The 18,115-nt window shown below is 58.4% G+C and carries 18 protein-coding genes, 1 tRNA gene and 1 pseudogene; 14 read left to right on the top strand and 6 right to left on the bottom strand.

Annotated elements, in window-relative coordinates; translation table 11 throughout:
• The first annotated feature begins 41 nt into the window (after window positions 1-41).
• The 6 genes and pseudogenes from F6R97_RS19480 (at window position 42) to F6R97_RS19455 (ending at window position 5,454) form a co-directional block, all read left to right on the top strand.
• Entirely contained in the window at window positions 42-1,028 is a 987-nt protein-coding gene (locus tag F6R97_RS19480; RefSeq protein WP_315866952.1) for an NAD(P)/FAD-dependent oxidoreductase, read from the top strand.
• A 223-nt stretch (window positions 1,029-1,251) separates the two neighbouring features.
• Window positions 1,252-1,824 (top strand): annotated as a pseudogene (locus tag F6R97_RS19475) (YbgA family protein); the annotation flags it as partial.
• The gene (locus tag F6R97_RS19470) at window positions 1,824-2,765 is read left to right on the top strand and encodes a MerR family transcriptional regulator (protein ID WP_038981585.1); all 942 of its coding nucleotides are present in this window, start codon (window positions 1,824-1,826) and stop codon (window positions 2,763-2,765) included. The pseudogene F6R97_RS19475 and the gene F6R97_RS19470, both read left to right, overlap by 1 nt.
• A 34-nt stretch (window positions 2,766-2,799) precedes the next feature.
• Entirely contained in the window at window positions 2,800-4,248 is a 1,449-nt protein-coding gene (phrB, locus tag F6R97_RS19465) for a deoxyribodipyrimidine photo-lyase (protein WP_048397790.1), read from the top strand.
• A 63-nt stretch (window positions 4,249-4,311) separates the two neighbouring features.
• The gene (locus F6R97_RS19460) at window positions 4,312-5,088 is read left to right on the top strand and encodes an SDR family oxidoreductase (RefSeq protein ID WP_315866950.1); all 777 of its coding nucleotides are present in this window, start codon (window positions 4,312-4,314) and stop codon (window positions 5,086-5,088) included.
• 60 nt (window positions 5,089-5,148) lie between these two features.
• On the top strand, window positions 5,149-5,454 hold the full coding sequence (locus F6R97_RS19455; protein ID WP_007905822.1) for a YkgJ family cysteine cluster protein: 306 nt from the start codon (window positions 5,149-5,151) through the stop codon (window positions 5,452-5,454).
• Window positions 5,455-5,557: 103 nt separating this feature from the next.
• Here the strand turns inward: F6R97_RS19455 and F6R97_RS19450 are convergent, their stop codons facing one another.
• The 6 genes from F6R97_RS19450 to hemA all read right to left on the bottom strand — a co-directional run bounded on the left by F6R97_RS19450 (window position 5,558) and on the right by hemA (window position 10,929).
• Window positions 5,558-6,076 (bottom strand): acyloxyacyl hydrolase, encoded by a 519-nt coding sequence (locus tag F6R97_RS19450; protein WP_038981583.1) that lies wholly within the window; start codon window positions 6,074-6,076, stop codon window positions 5,558-5,560.
• 120 nt (window positions 6,077-6,196) lie between these two features.
• Window positions 6,197-6,988 carry a glutamate racemase gene (gene murI, locus F6R97_RS19445; protein WP_038981581.1) on the bottom strand — a complete coding sequence of 264 codons (792 nt, stop codon included), beginning with the start codon at window positions 6,986-6,988 and terminating at the stop codon, window positions 6,197-6,199.
• Window positions 6,981-7,736, bottom strand: a complete 756-nt coding sequence (locus F6R97_RS19440) for a molybdopterin-synthase adenylyltransferase MoeB (protein ID WP_315866949.1) — start codon at window positions 7,734-7,736, stop codon at window positions 6,981-6,983. Before F6R97_RS19440 ends, murI begins: the two co-directional genes overlap by 8 nt.
• Complete coding sequence (gene prmC / locus F6R97_RS19435; RefSeq protein WP_038981578.1) at window positions 7,730-8,560, bottom strand: peptide chain release factor N(5)-glutamine methyltransferase; 831 nt, start codon at window positions 8,558-8,560, stop codon at window positions 7,730-7,732. Before prmC ends, F6R97_RS19440 begins: the two co-directional genes overlap by 7 nt.
• Entirely contained in the window at window positions 8,561-9,643 is a 1,083-nt protein-coding gene (gene prfA, locus F6R97_RS19430; protein WP_095051167.1) for a peptide chain release factor 1, read from the bottom strand.
• Window positions 9,640-10,929, bottom strand: a complete 1,290-nt coding sequence (hemA, locus tag F6R97_RS19425; RefSeq protein WP_052965803.1) for a glutamyl-tRNA reductase — start codon at window positions 10,927-10,929, stop codon at window positions 9,640-9,642. The genes prfA and hemA overlap by 4 nt, the downstream gene beginning before the upstream one ends.
• Window positions 10,930-11,164: 235 nt before the next feature.
• Between hemA and F6R97_RS19420 the strand changes: the two genes are divergently transcribed.
• From F6R97_RS19420 to ychF, 8 genes are all read left to right on the top strand, one after another.
• Window positions 11,165-12,889: a tetratricopeptide repeat protein gene (locus tag F6R97_RS19420; protein WP_315866948.1), complete on the top strand. Its 1,725-nt coding sequence runs from the start codon at window positions 11,165-11,167 to the stop codon at window positions 12,887-12,889.
• Between the two features lie 3 nt (window positions 12,890-12,892).
• Window positions 12,893-13,510 (top strand): lipoprotein insertase outer membrane protein LolB, encoded by a 618-nt coding sequence (gene lolB / locus F6R97_RS19415; protein WP_217858851.1) that lies wholly within the window; start codon window positions 12,893-12,895, stop codon window positions 13,508-13,510.
• Between the two features lie 2 nt (window positions 13,511-13,512).
• On the top strand, window positions 13,513-14,364 hold the full coding sequence (gene ispE / locus F6R97_RS19410) for a 4-(cytidine 5'-diphospho)-2-C-methyl-D-erythritol kinase (RefSeq protein ID WP_038981569.1): 852 nt from the start codon (window positions 13,513-13,515) through the stop codon (window positions 14,362-14,364).
• Between the two features lie 37 nt (window positions 14,365-14,401).
• Window positions 14,402-14,476 (top strand) — tRNA-Gln (locus F6R97_RS19405).
• A gap of 46 nt (window positions 14,477-14,522) precedes the next feature.
• Window positions 14,523-15,464, top strand: a complete 942-nt coding sequence (locus F6R97_RS19400) for a ribose-phosphate pyrophosphokinase (RefSeq protein ID WP_003171603.1) — start codon at window positions 14,523-14,525, stop codon at window positions 15,462-15,464.
• A 142-nt stretch (window positions 15,465-15,606) separates the two neighbouring features.
• Window positions 15,607-16,206, top strand: coding sequence for a 50S ribosomal protein L25/general stress protein Ctc (locus F6R97_RS19395; protein ID WP_038978385.1), 600 nt, complete (start codon window positions 15,607-15,609; stop codon window positions 16,204-16,206).
• A gap of 169 nt (window positions 16,207-16,375) precedes the next feature.
• Entirely contained in the window at window positions 16,376-16,960 is a 585-nt protein-coding gene (gene pth / locus F6R97_RS19390) for an aminoacyl-tRNA hydrolase (protein ID WP_007905795.1), read from the top strand.
• 23 nt (window positions 16,961-16,983) lie between these two features.
• The gene (gene ychF / locus F6R97_RS19385) at window positions 16,984-18,084 is read left to right on the top strand and encodes a redox-regulated ATPase YchF (protein WP_315866947.1); all 1,101 of its coding nucleotides are present in this window, start codon (window positions 16,984-16,986) and stop codon (window positions 18,082-18,084) included.
• The last annotated feature ends 31 nt before the right edge of the window (window positions 18,085-18,115 follow it).

Here is an 18,115-nt window from a genome sequence, read left to right as displayed (position 1 = left end):
AACCACGGCGTAGTCTGTACAGAAAGGTAAACGAGGCCCCTATGACTGTACCTATCGCAATCATCGGCACCGGCATCGCCGGACTCTCAGCCGCCCAGGCCCTTACGGAGGCCGGGCATGTCGTTCAACTTTTCGATAAAAGCCGCGGCAGTGGCGGACGCATGTCGAGCAAGCGCAGCGATGCGGGTGCTCTGGACATGGGCGCGCAATATTTCACTGCCCGCGACCGTCGCTTTGTCACCGAAGTCCAGCGCTGGCAAGCCAACGGCTGGGTCGCCGTGTGGACGCCACAGCTCTATACCTTCCATGGCGGCCAGCTCAGCCCCTCGCCGGATGAACAGACACGCTGGGTCGGCACACCACGCATGAGCGCGATCACACGCGGCCTGCTCGGGGATCTGGAAGTGCATTTCGCCTGCCGCATCACCGAGGTCTATCGCGGTGAAGAACATTGGCATCTGCAAGACGCCGACGGCTTCACTCACGGCCCGTTCAGCCATGTGGTTATTGCCACGCCAGCCCCTCAGGCTACCGCGCTGCTGGCGGCCGCACCGAAGCTCGCCGGGGCCGCTGCCGGGGTAAAAATGGAACCCACCTGGGCCGTCGCCCTGGCGTTCGACACGCCACTGGATACCGCCATCGAAGGTTGCTTCGTGCAGGACAGTCCTCTCGACTGGCTGGCACGCAACCGCAGCAAACCGGGACGCGACACCACCCTCGATACCTGGGTGCTGCACGCCACCAGTGCCTGGAGCCGGCAGCATATCGATCTGCCCAAGGAAGCCGTGATCGAGCAATTGCACGGTGCCTTTGCCGAACTGCTGCACGACGCCATGCCTGCTCCAACCTTCAGCCTCGCTCACCGCTGGCTGTATGCCCGGCCGGCCAGCAGTCATGAATGGGGTGTTCTGGCCGATGCCGATCTGGGTCTGTATGTATGCGGCGACTGGTGCCTGTCTGGCCGTGTCGAAGGTGCCTGGCTCAGTGGTCAGGAAGCAGCCCGCAGGCTGCACGAACACCTGCAGTGAATTGAATCAAGCCCAGCCCATCGCTGCTGTCAACATGGACAGCAGCCCCGCAAAAACTTATACAAAAAATTTGACTTGTACACCTTTGAATCTATGATGAAGTCATGTTGTACAGACCTAATAATCTGTACAGATCTGGATTCGAGGCGTTCCTATGCCCCCTACAACCATGAAACCGAAAATCACCATCAGCGCCTGCCTGATGGGGGCCGAGGTGCGCTACAACGGCCGTGGTATCTACACCCAAGCCTTCTGTGCATTGCATCCTGATTTACCGGTGGAAGAAGAAGGCCGCCTCAACGACCCGGTGCTGCGGGACAACTTCCTCACCCGCGTGTTCGCCTACAACGCCTGGCAGCAGTTACTGCAAACAGGCCTGACCCGACGCGGCCTCACTGACTTCCACTCGCGCTACAAATACCTGCTGATGGCCCACAACCCGGTGCAATACAAAACCCTGGGCAACTTGTTGGGCAACATGGGCCAGACTGATCTCGAAGTACTCGGCCCGCGCTATTTCAGCGAGCTGATGGCGGCCCTGAAAAAATGCGCCACACGCCGCACCCACACCAACGTGCTGCAGCATCTCAGCGGCTATCTCAAACAAGCCATCAGCCCTGAAGACAAACAGAAAGTGCGGCACGTCATCAGCCAGTATCGCCAGGGAATCGTGCCGTTGGTGGTGCCATTGACGCTGCTCAAACACTACTTTCGCCAACACCCGAATCCATACATTGCGCAACAGGTTTACCTGCAACCGCACCCGGAAAACCTCAGCCTGCGAAACGCGATTTAATGAAAAATCCACCGGACACCCGCGCCAGCGAAGACCTTGGCAGTGACTTCAAGAAGGCCCTGGACGCTGGTTGGCTGCCCATTCGTGAAGTGGCCCGGCAAACCGGGGTCAATGCCGTCACCTTACGCGCCTGGGAACGGCGCTATGGGCTGATCGTGCCCCAGCGTACGCCCAAGGGGCATCGGCTGTTCTGTGCCGAACACGTTCAACGGATCCTGACGATCCTCACCTGGCTCAATCGCGGCGTGGCTGTCAGCCAGGTCAAACAACTGCTCGACACGCCTCAAGGGCTTACCGACCCCATCGGGAACGATTGGCTGGTGCTGCGCCAGACATTGCTGCAAGCGGTCACTCAGCTAGCCGAACGTACCCTCGATGACACGGTGAATCAGGCGATGGCGCTGTATCCGCCACGCACCTTGTGTGAAAGATTGTTGATGCCGTTGCTGGCGGAACTGGAACAACGCTGGCAAGGCCAGTTCGGCGCGCAGATGGAGCGGGTATTTGTTTATTCCTGGTTGCGCAGCAAATTCGGCGCAAGGATCTACCATAACAACCGTCAGTTACGCACCGCGCCGCTGCTGCTGATCAATCATTCGGACCTGCCACTGGAGCCTTATCTGTGGCTCACGGCCTGGCTGATCAGCAGCGTCGATTGCCCGGTGGAAGTCTTCGACTGGCCGCTCCCCGCTGGCGAACTTGCGCTGGCGGTCGATCACCTGCAAGCCCGCGGCGTACTGCTGTATTCCAGCAAAGCCATGAATCTTTCGCATTTGATGAAACTATTGAGTGGCGTCAGCTGCCCAAAAATGATTGCCGGATCAACGGTGCGCATTCACCACACCGAGTTATCCGCAAAAACCACCGCCATTGCTGATTTGTCCCTGGCCGAAGACCCGTTGTCGGCCCATCAGGGCCTGATTCAGCGTGGGCTCATTTAATGACGCTTTTTTAATGGATCGTGCGGATACCACCATGCAATTGATCTGGCTGCGCAGCGACTTGCGTCTACATGACAACACCGCCCTCTCGGCCGCCGCAGCCCGCGGTCCGAGTGTGGCGGTGTATTTGCTGAGTCCGCAGCAATGGCTGGCGCATGACGATGCGCCGTGCAAAGTGGATTTCTGGCTGCGCAACCTGAACGAATTACGCCACGCACTGGACGCCCTGAACATCCCGCTGCTGATTCGCACGGCGTCCCGATGGGATGAGGCACCGAAGGTCCTGCTCGAGTTGTGCCAGCAATTGAGGATCGACGCAGTGCACGTCAACGAGGAATACGGCATTCATGAAACCCGTCGTGATGCCGCGGTGGCCCAAGCCCTGAAAGCCCAAGGCATCGACTTTTACCGCTACCTCGATCAACTGTTGTTCAAGCCTGGCACCGTGCTGACCAGAACCGGCACCTATTTCCAGGTCTTCAGCCAGTTCCGCAAAGTCTGCTACGAACGCTTGCATGCATCATTGCCGAGATTGGTTAGCGCCCCCGCCATTCAGGCGCCGCTGGGTATCGCCAGCGACGAACCGCCCTCTCGTGTCGAGGGTTTCGACACGCCCAGCGACAGTTTGCGTGCTCTCTGGCCGGCCGGTGAAGCCGAGGCCCGACGCCGCCTCGAGACCTTTACCGACGCGCAGATCGACTATTACCACAGCGAGCGCGATTTCCCGGCAAAACCCGGCACCAGCCGGCTCTCGGCCTATCTCACCGCTGGGGTCATCTCCCCTCGTCAGTGTCTGCACGCTGCGTTGCGAAGCAATCAGGGGGAGTTTGAAAGCGGCAAGGTCGGCGCGGTCACCTGGATCAACGAGTTGTTGTGGCGCGAATTCTACAAACACATTCTGGTGGGCTACCCACGGGTCTCTCGGCACCGCGCCTTTCGCCCGGAAACCGAAGCCCTGGCCTGGCGTGACGCCCCGGAAGATCTCAAGGCCTGGCAACAAGGCCGTACCGGCCTGCCGATCATTGATGCTGCCATGCGCCAATTGCTGGAGACCGGCTGGATGCACAACCGTTTGCGCATGGTCGTGGCAATGTTCCTGACCAAAAACCTGCTGATCGACTGGCGTGAAGGCGAGCGTTTCTTCATGCGGCATCTGATTGACGGCGATCTGGCGGCGAACAACGGTGGCTGGCAGTGGAGTTCGTCCACCGGCACCGATTCGGCACCCTACTTCCGGATTTTCAACCCCCTGAGCCAGTCGGAAAAGTTCGATGCCGAAGGGGTTTTCATCAAGCATTGGTTGCCGCAGATCAATGAAATGAACAAAAAAGACCTGCATAATCGCGCGAGACTCGACGGATTATTCGGTGTGACAGATTACCCATCGCCGATCGTTAACCTGAGCACTTCCCGCGAACGGGCCCTGGCCGCGTTCAAGAACCTGCCGTCGCGACAGGGGTTATCACCACCGGAATTAATTTGAAGCCGCAGCATTGCGTGATGAACACAGCCGGGAAATTATCTGGTTTAAAAAAAAGGAATTGGGATGAGTCGCACACCTCCAAGACGATACTGGTTGACCGGCGCCAGCAACGGTATTGGTGCCGCTTTGGCCGAAGAAATACTGAAAGCCGGTGCCCACCTGGCTGTCAGCTCCCGCTCATTGGCGCCATTGGAAGCCCTGTCTCAGCGTTATCCCGGACAAGTGCTGGTGGTCGAGGGTGATTTGACCAATGGCCAACGGGTGCGTGAAATCGGCGAGCAGATTGCCAATGAATGGGGTTCTCTGGACACCATGATCCTCAACGCAGGTACCTGCGAATATGTCGATGTCAGCCAGTTCGACTCGTCAATCATCGAGCACATCGTGCGTACCAACCTGCTGGCCAGCAGCTATTGCATCGAAGCAGCCCGGCCCCTGCTGCAGGCGGGCACTGCGCCGCATCTGGTGGGCATGGCCAGCTCGGTGACCTGGTTGCCCCTGCCACGGGCCGAAGCCTTTGGCGATTCAAAGCCCGGATTGCGTCATCTTTTCGAGTCCTTGCGCACCGACGTGGAGCCGGAAAACATCGAAATGACCATAGTCAGCCCAGGACTTATCGATATCCCCCTGAGCAATGACGTTCCACAACACCTCGACTGGTCGGCGGACAACGCTGCGCGATACCTTTTCGACATGCTCAAGCATCGCCCACTGGAGCTCTCCTTACCGGAACTGCTCATGCCTGTCCTTTGGCCTCTGCCGCAAAAGCCCGGCCAGACGGGACTGGAAATCGACAAGCGCATGGAGCGAAACAATCCGCCGGTCGAGGATCTGCCGTGAAGCCTGAGCGTCCGTCAGGCCTTTCACACAGCGTGGGCCCACTGCCTTACACTGCGCGCCATGAAAACCATTCCCCACACGCAAATCGCCGAACCTGCGGTCACCTGCTCGACCTGCGCGGCCTGCTGCTGCCAGCTTGAAGTCATGTTGATCACCGACACCGGTGTGCCCGAGCGTTTTATCGATACCGATGATTGGGGCGGGGAAGTCATGCTGCGACTGGATGACGGCTGGTGCGCCGCGCTGGATCGCAACAGCATGATGTGCACCATCTACGAAAAACGTCCGCTGATCTGCCGGGAGTTCGAAATGGGCGCACCGGAATGCATCACCGAACGCCAGGGGATTGCGACGGCGTATCGGTAATTTAGAGATGTATCATCAGAACTGACGCCATCGCGGGCAAGCCACGCTCCCACAGGAAGTCACTAACCTGTAGGAGCGTGGCTTGCCCGCGAAGCTTTTGAAGTTACAACGGCATCGTGTAATGCAGCGAGTAACTCTCTACGCCATCGTTCGGGCTGCTGATCCCGGCATTGGAATAGTGCGTGGCGCGAATCCCTACTTCATGTCCGCCGGTAAAGCGCAGACCAAACCCGAAACGGTCTTCGAACTGAAAGGCACTGCCCAGTTTGTTGTCTTCGACTTCGGTGTTGGCAAACACCGCGATACCGATACCCGCTTCAATGTAGGGTTTGATGGTCTGACCGGCAAACTCGTACACCAGCACCGGCGAGAACGACAAACTGTGATTGCTCGACGTTTCATCGCCATCCCAATAGGTGTAAGCACCGCTCCAGTAGCCGGTCAAGCGACCGATGTCACTCTGCAACCAGCTCTTGTCCCAGTCGAATTGCATCCCCAATCGGTAGGTCATGGTCGAATCGCTGGTCTGGCCGACCCCGAACTCCACACCTGCCGCCTGTGCGGTAAAACTGTGCCCCATCAATGCGGTCGCAATCGCGGCCAAGCAGAATAGTCGCTTCATTAGAAACATCCTTTTCCGAACAATTTCGTATGGTTTTTATACTGCCCAACAGACAAAGCTATAGAAGTAGACGCTTGATCAGAAGTTCAGCCCAATTATTCGTTTCTTCACATTTTTTATCTACAAGTCGAAGCTTTGCACAACACCGGTCGAATGCCACAAAACCGGCAAGATATTTCTGAAATGCTCAGGGTCCGCACTTGTCCAAAACCGGGTTGCACCAGCAGGTCCCTCGGCCAGCAACTCACGCTCGGCCAACAATCGTTGAAGCTGCCGTGCCACAGCGGCACCGGTATCGATCAGGCTGATGTTCTGGGGGATCATCTGTTTAAGCAGCGGCTTTAGAAAGGGATAATGCGTGCAGCCAAGAATGATCGTGTCTGCACCTTCAGCCAGCAGCGGATCGACATACCCTTGCAGCAACTGACGCAATGTCTCGCTGTGCAAATCGCCATTTTCAATCAGCTCCACCAACCCGGGGCATGGCTGAGTGATGACTCGCACATCGGCGGCGAAACGGTCGAGCAAGGCGGCGAACTTGGCACTCTGTAAAGTGCCGGTGGTGGCGAGTACGCCAACCACACCGCTGCGCGTCGCCGCTGCAGCCGGTTTGACCGCCGGCTCCATGCCGACGATGGGCCACTCGGGGAAATCGCGCCGCAAATCCGCAACACCTGCAACGGTCGCGGTGTTGCAAGCGAGCACCAGCGCCTTGGCGCCCTGCTGCTGAAAGAACTGCGCCATGACACTGCAACGCTGACTGATGAATGCCGGTGATTTCTCACCGTAGGGAATATTCCCGCAATCGCCGAGGTACAAAAGAGACTCGTTGGGCAGCAACTGCTGGATCTCGGCCAGAACGGAGAGTCCACCGACGCCGGAATCGAATACAGCAATCGGCGCTTCACGCATGGCTTGACCCGCAGACGCTGCAGCCCGGATCACGCTTGACCCGCAATTCACGGAAGCGCGTGCCCAAGGCATCGATCAATAACAGGCGCCCCACCAGCGGTTCGCCGAACCCCACCAGCAATTTCAGCGCTTCGAGGGCTTGCAGACTGCCGACCAGGCCCACCAGCGGACCGAGTACGCCGGCCTCGCTGCAGGTCAGCTCGGCTTCGCTGCCGTGCCCGTACAAACAGTGGTAGCACGGGCTTTCCAGACGACGGGAGTCGAAGACCGACAATTGCCCTTCCAGCCGAATCGCCGCACCGCTGACCAGCGGTTTACGCGCAGCCACACACGCGGCGTTGACCGCTTCGCGGGTGGAAAAATTATCGGAACAGTCCAGCACCAGATCCACCGCCGCAACGGCCGCCGCCAGGGAATCTTCATCCAGGGCTGTACGATGGGCAATCAGCTGAATCTCAGGATTGATTGCGGTCAGGCGACGGATCGTCGAATCGACCTTGCTCAGGCCTACGCTGTCGGTGTCGTGAACGATCTGGCGTTGCAGATTGGTCAGGTCAACCGTGTCGAAGTCCGCCAGATGCAACTCACCGACACCGGCCGCCGCCAGGTACAGCGCAACCGGTGAGCCGAGACCGCCGAGGCCGACAATCAGCACGCGGCTTTCTTTGAGCCGTAACTGGCCGTCGATGTCGACGTGTTGCAGCAGAATCTGCCGGCTATAGCGTAGTAATTCCTGATCATTCAGCACGGCAAGCGCCCCAGACTGATGCGTTCGTGACCGCCCAGATCGGTGCGGCTATGGACCTCTTCAAAGCCGCGGGTCAGCAGCAAATCGCGCACGGCCTCGGCTTGATCATAACCATGTTCGAGCATCAACCAGCCACCCGCCTCAAGATGATCCGGTGCCTGATCGACGATCAGACGCAAATCGTCGAGCCCATCGACGCCGGCCACCAGGGCACTGGCCGGTTCGAAGCGCACGTCGCCCTCCGCCAGATGCGGATCGGTCGAAGCAATGTAGGGCGGATTGCTGATGATCAATTGAAAACGTTGGCCTTCCAAAGCGCTGAACCAATGGCTACTCAGCACTGTGGCGTTGTTCAGGTGCAGCCGCTGGCGATTGCGCTCGGCCAGGGCCACGGCTTCCAGCACGCGATCCACGGCGGTGACTTTCCAGGCCGGACGTTCGCTGGCCAAGGCCAGGGCGATGGCGCCACTGCCGGTGCCCAAATCGAGCACCAAGGCCTGTGTGGCCGGCAACAGTTCCAGCGCGGTCTCTACCAGCAATTCGGTGTCGGGACGCGGAATCAGCGTGTGGGGCGCGACTTCCAGGTCGAGTTTCCAGAAGCCTTGCTGCCCCAGAATGTAGGCCACCGGCTCACCGCTACGGCGGCGCTGCAGATACTCGGCAAACTTCAGTGCTGCTTCGCTCGGGACGATACGTTCAGGCCAGGTGTGCAGAAAACTGCGGGACTTGCCCAAGGCAGCCGCCAGCAGCAATTCGGCATCCAGACGCGCGGTGGGCGAGTCGGGCAAATCAGCGGCGCGCAACAAACTGGCAATGATCGTCATTTACTCACCTATCGCTGCCAATTGGTCGGCCTGGTACTCGGCCAGCAGCGGTTCGATCACCGCATCCACGCCACCGGCGAGGATTTCGTCGAGCGAATACAGCGTCAGGTTGACCCGGTGGTCGGTGACCCGGCCCTGGGCAAAGTTATAGGTGCGAATACGCTCGGAACGGTCACCGGAACCTACCAGCAATTTACGCTCGCTAGCGATTGCGTTCGCGGCGGCGCTGGTCTGCTGATCGTTAAGCTTGGCCGACAGCCAGGACATCGCCCGGGCACGGTTCTTGTGCTGGGAACGTTCTTCCTGGCACTCGACGACAATACCGGACGGCAAGTGTGTGATACGAATCGCCGAATCGGTCTTGTTGACGTGCTGACCACCGGCACCGGAGGAGCGATAGGTGTCGACCCGCAGATCCGCCGGGTTGATCTCGATCGCTTCCTGCTCGTCCGGCTCGGGCAACACGGCCACGGTGCAGGCTGACGTGTGGATGCGGCCCTGGGATTCAGTGGCCGGAACCCGCTGTACGCGGTGCGCACCGGACTCGAACTTCAGCTTGCCGTAAACGTTCTCGCCTTCGACCCGGGCAATGACTTCTTTATAGCCGCCGTGTTCACCTTCGTTCTCCGAGAGAATCTCTACCCGCCAGCCACGCCGCTCGGCGTAACGCGAATACATGCGGAATAGATCGCCGGAGAAAATCGCTGCTTCGTCACCGCCAGTGCCGGCACGGATTTCGAGGAATACGTTGCGCCCGTCGTTGGGATCTTTGGGCAGCAGCATACGTTGCAGTTGGGCTTCGATTTCGATCAGCTGCTCTTTGGCTTCGCGGACCTCTTCCACGGCCATTTCGCGCATGTCCGGGTCGCTGTCCTTGAGCAGCGCCTGAGCGCCTTCGAGGTCACCCTGCACTTTAAGCAGCTGTTTATAGGTGCCCACGATCGGCTCGACTTCCGCGTATTCCTTGGAATAGGTGCGGAACTTGTTTTGATCGGAAATGACCTCGCCGTCGCCAAGCAGGGCGGTCAATTCCTCGAAACGGTCCTGGAGGATGTCCAGCTTATTGAGCAGTGACGCTTTCATTGCGGTTTCTTATCCGAAAAGCTATCCGATGAGCCCTCACCGAGGGCAAAGAGTTCCTGGGCCATGGCCAGCGCATCGAGGCGGCCTTCGGCAGAGAGCTTTTTCAATTGCACGCTTGGGGCATGCAAGAGTTTGTTGGTCAGCCCGCGGGCCAGTTGCACCAGCACGTCTTCGGCGCTGCTGCCATTGGCGAGCATGCGCTGGGCTTTCTGCAATTCTTCGTCGCGCATGCGCTCGCTTTGTTGACGATAGGCCTTGAGCACATCCACCGCCGCCAGTTCGCGCAGGCGAACCATGAAATCTTCGGCACCGATCGACACCATCTCTTCGGCGGCTTGAGCTGCGCCCTGACGGCTCTTGAGGTTTTCGGCGACCACTTCGTGGAGATCGTCGACGCTATATAGGTATACGTCGTCCAACTCGCCGACTTCCGGTTCGATATCCCGAGGAACGGCGATATCCACCATGAAAATCGGCTTGTGCTTGCGCAATTTCAAGGCACTTTCCACCGCGCCTTTACCGAGAATCGGCAACTGGCTGGCGGTGGAACTGATGACGATGTCGCTGCGCACCAGTTCTGCCGGGATGTCCGAGAGCAGCACGGCGTGGGCGCCGAACTGTTCAGCCAGAATGCTCGCACGCTCCAGGGTGCGGTTGGCGACCACGATTCGCTTCACACCCAGCTCATGCAGATGGCGGGCGACCAGGGTGATGGTCTCGCCGGCGCCAATCAACAAAGCTTGGCTGCGTTGCAAATCACTGAAAATCTGTTTCGCCAGGCTGACCGCGGCAAACGCCACGGATACCGGGTTTTCGCCGATGGCGGTGTCGGTTCGCACCTGTTTGGCCGCATTGAACGTGGCCTGGAACAGCCGCCCGAGCAGCGGACCGATGGTGCCAGCCTCGCGAGCCACAGCGTAGGCCGACTTCATCTGACCAAGAATCTGCGGTTCACCCAACACCAGCGAATCGAGCCCGGAGGCAACCCGCATCATGTGACGAACTGCCGCATCATCCTCATGCACATAAGCGCTCGCGCGCAGCTCATCGAGGCTCAAATGATGATAATCGGCCAGCCAGCGCAATATGACGTCAGCCGAAAGGTGATCCTGTTCTATATACAGTTCACTGCGATTGCAGGTGGAGAGGATCGCAGCTTCGCGGCTGTCGGTGAGTCGGCAGAGCTGCTGCAAGGCCTCAACCAGCTGCTCAGGGGTAAAGGCCACGCGCTCGCGGACGTCTACTGAAGCAGTCTTGTGGTTAATACCGAGTGCAAGGAAGGCCATTCAAGGTCGCTGATGGTGACGTGAAGCCGACAATTGTCCTACTTCGACAGAGCCAGAACAACCACTCGATATCTATCGCTCATGCAAGAGGTGCCGAAGGCTGCGATCCGTTCTCGTTTACAAGGGCGCCGGGCCGACGGGGATTGCCCGCGCGGGTAAATTGGCCGGGCGGTTATGTTTGGCTGAAGGCTTGTGTCATGATGATCCGACCGCAGGTTAGTCGTCCTTTTCCTATATGAATAGATCTTCCGCGTTGCTCCTCGCTTTTGTCTTCCTCAGCGGCTGCCAGGCCTTGGCACCCGTTTCGTCGGACGGTACGCCGCCGGTCGAAGACAGCACTCCGGCTCCTGAAAAGCCCAAGGTTTACAGCTCGTTCAGTGAAGAAACCGTCTTCAGCCTGTTGAGCGCCGAACTGGCTGGCCAGCGCAATCGTTACGACATTGCCCTGGACAACTACGTGACCCAAGCCATCAACACCCAGGATCCGGGCATCTCCGAGCGGGCATTTCGCATTGCCGAGTATCTGGGTGCCGATCAGGCCGCCCTCGACACCGCACTGGTCTGGGCCAAAAACGCCCCGGACGATCTCGAAGCGCAACGGGCGGCTGCCGTGCAACTTGCCCGCGCCGGGCGTTACGACGACTCCATGGTCTATATGGAGAAGGTCCTGCAAGGCAAAGGCGACACACATTTCGACTTCCTCGCCCTGTCCGCGGCCGATACCGACCAGGAAACCCGCAACGGTCTGATGAAGGGTTTTGATCGCCTGTTGCAGCGCCATCCGCACAATAACCAGCTGATTTTCGGCAAGGCCTTGCTGCTGCAACAGGACGGCGATACCAAGGGCGCCCTGACCCTGCTCGAAGACAACCCGCCGGACGAGGGCGAAATAGCCCCGATCCTCCTGCGCGCGCGCCTGCTGCAAGGGCTCAACCGTGGCGATGAAGCCCTGCCACTGCTGCAAAAAAGCATCAAGAAATACCCGGACGACAAACGCCTGCGCCTGACTTACGCGCGCATGCTGGTTGAGCAGGACCGCATGGAAGATGCCAAGGCCGAGTTTTCGAGCCTGGTGCAGCAATACCCCGAAGACGACGAACTGCGTTATTCCCTGGCCCTGGTCTGCCTGGAAGCCAAGGCGTGGAACGAGGCCAAAGGCTACCTGGAAGATTTGATCGCTCGGGAAAGCCATGTCGACTCGGCACACCTGAACCTGGGGCGCATTGCTGAAGAGCGTAACGACCCGCAGGGCGCATTGATCGAATACGCTCAGGTCGGGGCGGGCAACGATTACCTGCCGGCGCAATTGCGTCAGGCCGATATTCTGATGAGCAACGGCAAGACCGCCGAAGCCCAAAGCCGTCTGGCAGCCGAACGCGGCGAGCAACCCGATTACGCGATCCAGTTGTACCTGATCGAAGCCGAAACCTTGTCTGCCAACAAACAGGGCGACAAGGCCTGGAAAGTCTTGCAGCAGGCGCTGCAGCAATACCCCGATGATCTGAATCTGCTGTATACCCGGGCCATGCTGGCAGAAAAACGCAATGACCTGGCGCAGATGGAAAAAGATCTGCGACTGATCATCAAGCGCGACCCGAACAATGCGATGGCGTTGAACGCCCTCGGCTACACCCTGTCCGACCGCACCACACGCTACGCCGAAGCCAAGGCCTTGATCGAACAGGCGCACCAGATCAACCCGGAAGACCCGGCAGTCCTCGACAGCCTCGGATGGGTCAATTTCCGCCTGGGTAACCTCGATGAAGCCGAGCGGTATTTGCGCCAGGCGCTGGAGCGCTTCCCCGATCAGGAAGTCGCCGCTCACCTGGGCGAAGTGCTGTGGGCCAACGGTAAACAACGCGAAGCCAAGCAAATCTGGAGCAAGTTCCTCAAGGAACAGCCCGACAGCCCTACCCTGCGCGGCACCATCAAGCGCCTGACCGGATCAGAGACTCTTTAAGTTATGTTTTTGCGCCACATCATCGTTTTCAGCTTCATCGCCCTGCTCGCCGGTTGCGCGGGCTTCGTTGCCCGCGAATCGGTCCAGGGTCAAGGCAACAAGGCCCAATGGCGCGAGCACAAACAGCAACTGACCGGCCTCGACGGCTGGCAGATCAACGGCAAAATCGGCATCCGCGCGCCAAAAGATTCGGGTAGCGGCACGCTGTTCTGGCTGCAACGCCAGGATTACTACGACATCCGTCTCTCCGGCCCGCTGGGTCGTGGTGCAGCACGCTTGACCGGTCGCCCGGGCAAAGTCTCGCTGGAAGTGGCCAATCAGGGCCGCTATGACGCACAGACACCGGAAGCCCTGGTTGAAGAACAACTGGGCTGGAAATTGCCGGTATCCCATCTGGCTTGGTGGGTTCGCGGGCTCCCGGCCCCGGACAGCAAAAGTCGCCTGACCCTCGACGTCGACAGCCGCCTGGCCAATCTCGAACAGGATGGCTGGCAGGTCGAATACCTCAGTTATGCCGAGCAAAACGGCTACTGGCTGCCCGAGCGGATCAAACTGCACGGCACCGACCTTGATGTCACGCTGGTGATCAAGGAATGGCAACCACGCAAACTGGGGCAGTGAACATGACTGCACCGCGCCTGACATTGCCCTCGCCCGCCAAGCTCAACCTGATGCTGCACATCCTCGGTCGCCGTGAAGACGGCTACCACGAGTTGCAGACGATTTTTCAGTTCCTCGATTACGGCGATGAAATCACCTTCGCCGTTCGCGACGATGGCGTGATTCGGTTGCACACCGAATTCGCCGACGTCCCTCACGACAGTAACCTGATCGTCAAAGCCGCAAAAAAACTTCAGGAGCAATCCGGCTGTTCGCTGGGTGTCGACATCTGGATCGAAAAAATCCTGCCCATGGGCGGTGGAATCGGTGGCGGCAGTTCGAATGCGGCGACCACATTGCTGGGCCTCAATCATCTTTGGCAACTGGGTTGGGATGAAGATCGGCTGGCCGCACTGGGCCTTACGCTTGGCGCCGACGTCCCGGTTTTCGTTCGTGGCCACGCGGCTTTCGCCGAGGGCGTAGGGGAGAAACTCACCCCTGTAGAGCCCGAAGAACCGTGGTATCTCGTGCTGGTGCCGCAAGTATCTGTAAGTACAGCAGAAATTTTTTCAGATCCACTGTTGACACGTAACACTCCTCCCATTAAAGTGCGCCCCGTTCCCAAGGGAAACAGTCGAAATGACTGCTTGCCGGTGGTAGCAAGGCGTTATCCAGATGTACGTAACGCATTGAATTTGTTAGGTAAATTTACCGAAGCAAAACTCACCGGAACTGGAAGTTGTGTGTTTGGGGGCTTCCCAAGCAAAGCTGAAGCTGATAAAGTCTCGGCCCTTCTGACAGAGACCCTTACAGGGTTTGTAGCAAAAGGAAGCAACGTTTCGATGTTGCATCGCAAGCTGCAAAGTCTGCTCTAAAAGGAATCGAGTACTGGGTACTCGTTGCAACAGATACAGGGGCGTCGCCAAGCGGTAAGGCAGCAGGTTTTGATCCTGCCATGCGTTGGTTCGAATCCAGCCGCCCCTGCCATTTTCCTATACTCATCCAGGTTACCCTCAGCCTTCAGGTACTGCGCGTGTCCAAGATGATGGTCTTTACGGGGAACGCTAACCCCGATCTGGCTCGGCGTGTTGTACGTCAGCTGCATATCCCTCTCGGTGACATCTCTGTCGGTAAGTTCTCCGACGGCGAAATTACCGCCGAGATCAATGAAAACGTTCGCGGTAAAGACGTCTTCATTATTCAGCCGACTTGCGCTCCGACCAACGATAACCTGATGGAACTGGTAGTGATGGCTGATGCCTTCCGCCGCTCCTCGGCTACTCGTATCACTGCTGTTATTCCTTACTTTGGTTATGCCCGTCAGGATCGCCGTCCGCGTTCCGCACGTGTGGCTATCAGCGCGAAAGTCGTTGCTGACATGCTTACCGTAGTCGGCATCGACCGTGTTCTCACGGTTGATCTGCATGCTGACCAGATTCAGGGTTTCTTCGATATTCCGGTAGATAACATCTACGGCTCCCCGGTACTGGTGGATGATATTGAAGATCAGCGCTTCGAAAACCTGATGATCGTGTCCCCGGACATTGGTGGCGTCGTGCGTGCACGGGCTGTTGCCAAATCCTTGGGCGTGGATCTCGGGATCATCGACAAACGCCGTGAGAAAGCCAATCACTCTGAAGTGATGCATATCATCGGTGATGTCGAAGGGCGTACCTGTATTCTGGTCGATGACATGGTCGATACCGCCGGCACTCTGTGCCACGCGGCCAAGGCCCTGAAAGAGCATGGCGCTGCCAAGGTTTTCGCCTACTGCACGCACCCTGTGCTGTCGGGTCGGGCGATCGAAAACATTGAAAATTCCGTGCTGGACGAGCTGGTGGTAACAAATACCATCCCGCTGTCCGCTGCAGCACAAGCCTGTGCGCGCATCCGCCAACTGGATATCGCACCGGTAGTTGCCGAGGCGGTTCGCCGCATCAGCAATGAAGAATCGATCAGCGCGATGTTCCGTTAAGGGCCCTGCCCTTTTCATTACATCTCGTTGACGAAAAGCGCCCCGCCCCGGCATTCCTGTCGGGGCGGGGCTTTTTTGCCCATATCGCCTTTAGCGCTGGTCGCAAACGCTGGGGCGAATGTGGTTATTTTGGAGATACAACATGAACGATTTTACTCTGAATGCTGAAGTGCGTTCCGACCTGGGGAAAGGTGCGAGCCGCCGCCTGCGTCGTCTCGCAAGCTTGGTTCCAGCTGTAGTTTACGGTGGCGAAAAAGCCCCTGAATCCATCAGCATGCTGGCTAAAGAAGTTGCCAAACTGCTCGAAAACGAAGCGGCTTACAGCCACATCATCGAGCTGAACGTTGGCGGCACCAAGCAAAACGTAATCATCAAGGCTCTGCAGCGTCACCCGGCCAAAGGCCACGTGCTGCACGCTGACTTCGTACGCGTAGTAGCTGGCCAGAAACTGACCGCTATCGTGCCTGTACACTTCGTTGGCGAAGCTGCTCCGATCAAGAAAGGCGGCGAAATCTCGCACGTTGTTTCTGAAATCGAAGTTTCGTGCCTGCCGAAAGACCTGCCTGAATTCATCGAAGTTGACCTGGCTAACGCCGAAGTCGGCTCGATCATTCACCTGTCCGACCTCAAAGCCCCTAAAGGCGTTGAGTTTGTTGCTCTGGCTCACGGTAACGACCTGGCTGTTGCCAACGTTCACGCTCCACGTGTTGCTCCAGAAGCTACTGAAGGCGCAGCAGAGTAATTTCACTCTGTTCGCCGGAGTGACCGGAAACATCGCGGACTAGAGCGTAGCGAGAAAGCGGGCGAGAACGCGGAGTTTACATAATGGTAAATGAGCACTTGTCGTCCACTTTCGCCGCACACCCTGATTGCGGCGATGTTATCCACCACTCCAAGGAAGGGCCCCTATCGTGACCGCCATCAAACTGATCGTTGGCCTGGGAAATCCAGGCGCTGAATACGAACAGACCCGGCATAACGCAGGGGCCCTTTTTGTTGAGCGCATCGCGCACGCGCAAGGTGTCAACCTTGTGGCCGATCGCAAGTATTTCGGCCTGACCGGGCGCTATTCGCATCAGGGTCAGGATGTCCGTCTGCTGATTCCCACCACCTACATGAACCGCAGCGGCCAAGCCGTCGCGGCACTTGCCGGCTTCTTCCGCATCAAGCCTGAAGAAATCCTGGTGGCGCATGACGAACTCGATCTGCCTCCGGGCGTTGCCAAGCTCAAACAGGGCGGCGGCCATGGCGGTCACAACGGGTTGCGCGACATCATCGCGCAACTGGGCAATCAGAATACCTTTCACCGCTTGCGGCTTGGCATTGGCCACCCGGGCGTTGCCAGTATGGTTTCAAATTTCGTCCTGGGTCGTGCGCCACGCGCCGAACAGGAAAAACTCGATGCCAGCATCGACTTTGCCCTCGGCGTGCTGCCGGATATCCTCGCCGGTGAATGGAACCGCGCGATGAAAAACCTGCACAGCCAGAAGGCCTGACTCTACTCCTCGGGGAAAACACCATGGGATTCAATTGCGGCATCGTCGGCCTGCCTAACGTCGGCAAGTCCACCCTGTTCAACGCCCTGACCAAATCCGGGATCGCGGCCGAGAACTTCCCCTTCTGCACCATCGAGCCGAACACCGGTATCGTGCCGATGCCGGATCCGCGTCTGGAAGCCCTGGCAGCCATCGTCAATCCAAAGCGCATCCTGCCGACCACCATGGAATTCGTCGACATCGCTGGCCTGGTTGCCGGCGCCTCGAAAGGTGAAGGCCTGGGCAACAAATTCCTCGCCAACATCCGCGAGACCGATGCCATCGCTCACGTGGTCCGCTGCTTCGAAGACGAGAACGTGATTCACGTCTCCAACAGCGTTGACCCGAAACGCGACATCGAGATCATCGACCTGGAACTGATCTTCGCCGACCTCGACAGCTGCGAGAAGCAACTGCAGAAAGTCGCTCGTAACGCCAAGGGTGGTGACAAGGACGCCGTCGTCCAGAAAGCCCTGCTTGAGCAACTGATCGCCCACTTCACCCTCGGCAAGCCTGCGCGCACGCTGATGAAGAACATGGGCGCCGACGACAAAGCGGTGATCAAGGGCTTCCACCTGTTGACCACCAAGCCGGTCATGTACATCGCCAACGTCGCTGAAGACGGTTTCGAGAACAACCCGCTGCTGGACATCGTCAAAGCCATCGCCGAAGAAGAAGGCGCCATGGTGGTTCCGGTCTGCAACAAGATCGAAGCCGAAATCGCCGAACTGGAAGACGGTGAAGAGAAAGACATGTTCCTCGAAGCCCTGGGCCTCGAAGAACCTGGCCTGAACCGCGTAATCCGCGCCGGCTACGAAATGCTGCATCTGCAGACCTACTTCACCGCCGGTGTCGAAGAAGTCCGCGCCTGGACCGTCCGCGTCGGTGCTACCGCGCCACAAGCCGCCGGCGTGATCCACACCGACTTCGAAAAAGGCTTCATCCGCGCCGAAGTCATCGCCTACGAAGACTTCATTCAGTACAAGGGCGAAGCCGGCGCCAAAGAAGCTGGTAAATGGCGCCTGGAAGGCAAGGACTACATCGTTAAAGACGGTGACGTGATGCACTTCCGTTTCAACGTGTAAAACACCCGCTCAAGAAAAAGCCGCGTTTAGA

The organism is Pseudomonas sp. JV414 (assembly GCF_032424305.1).
Taxonomy (GTDB): Bacteria; Pseudomonadota; Gammaproteobacteria; order Pseudomonadales; family Pseudomonadaceae; genus Aquipseudomonas; species Aquipseudomonas lini.
Note: the sequence above shows the minus strand (reverse complement) of the source record. Positions and strands in the feature narration are given on the sequence as shown.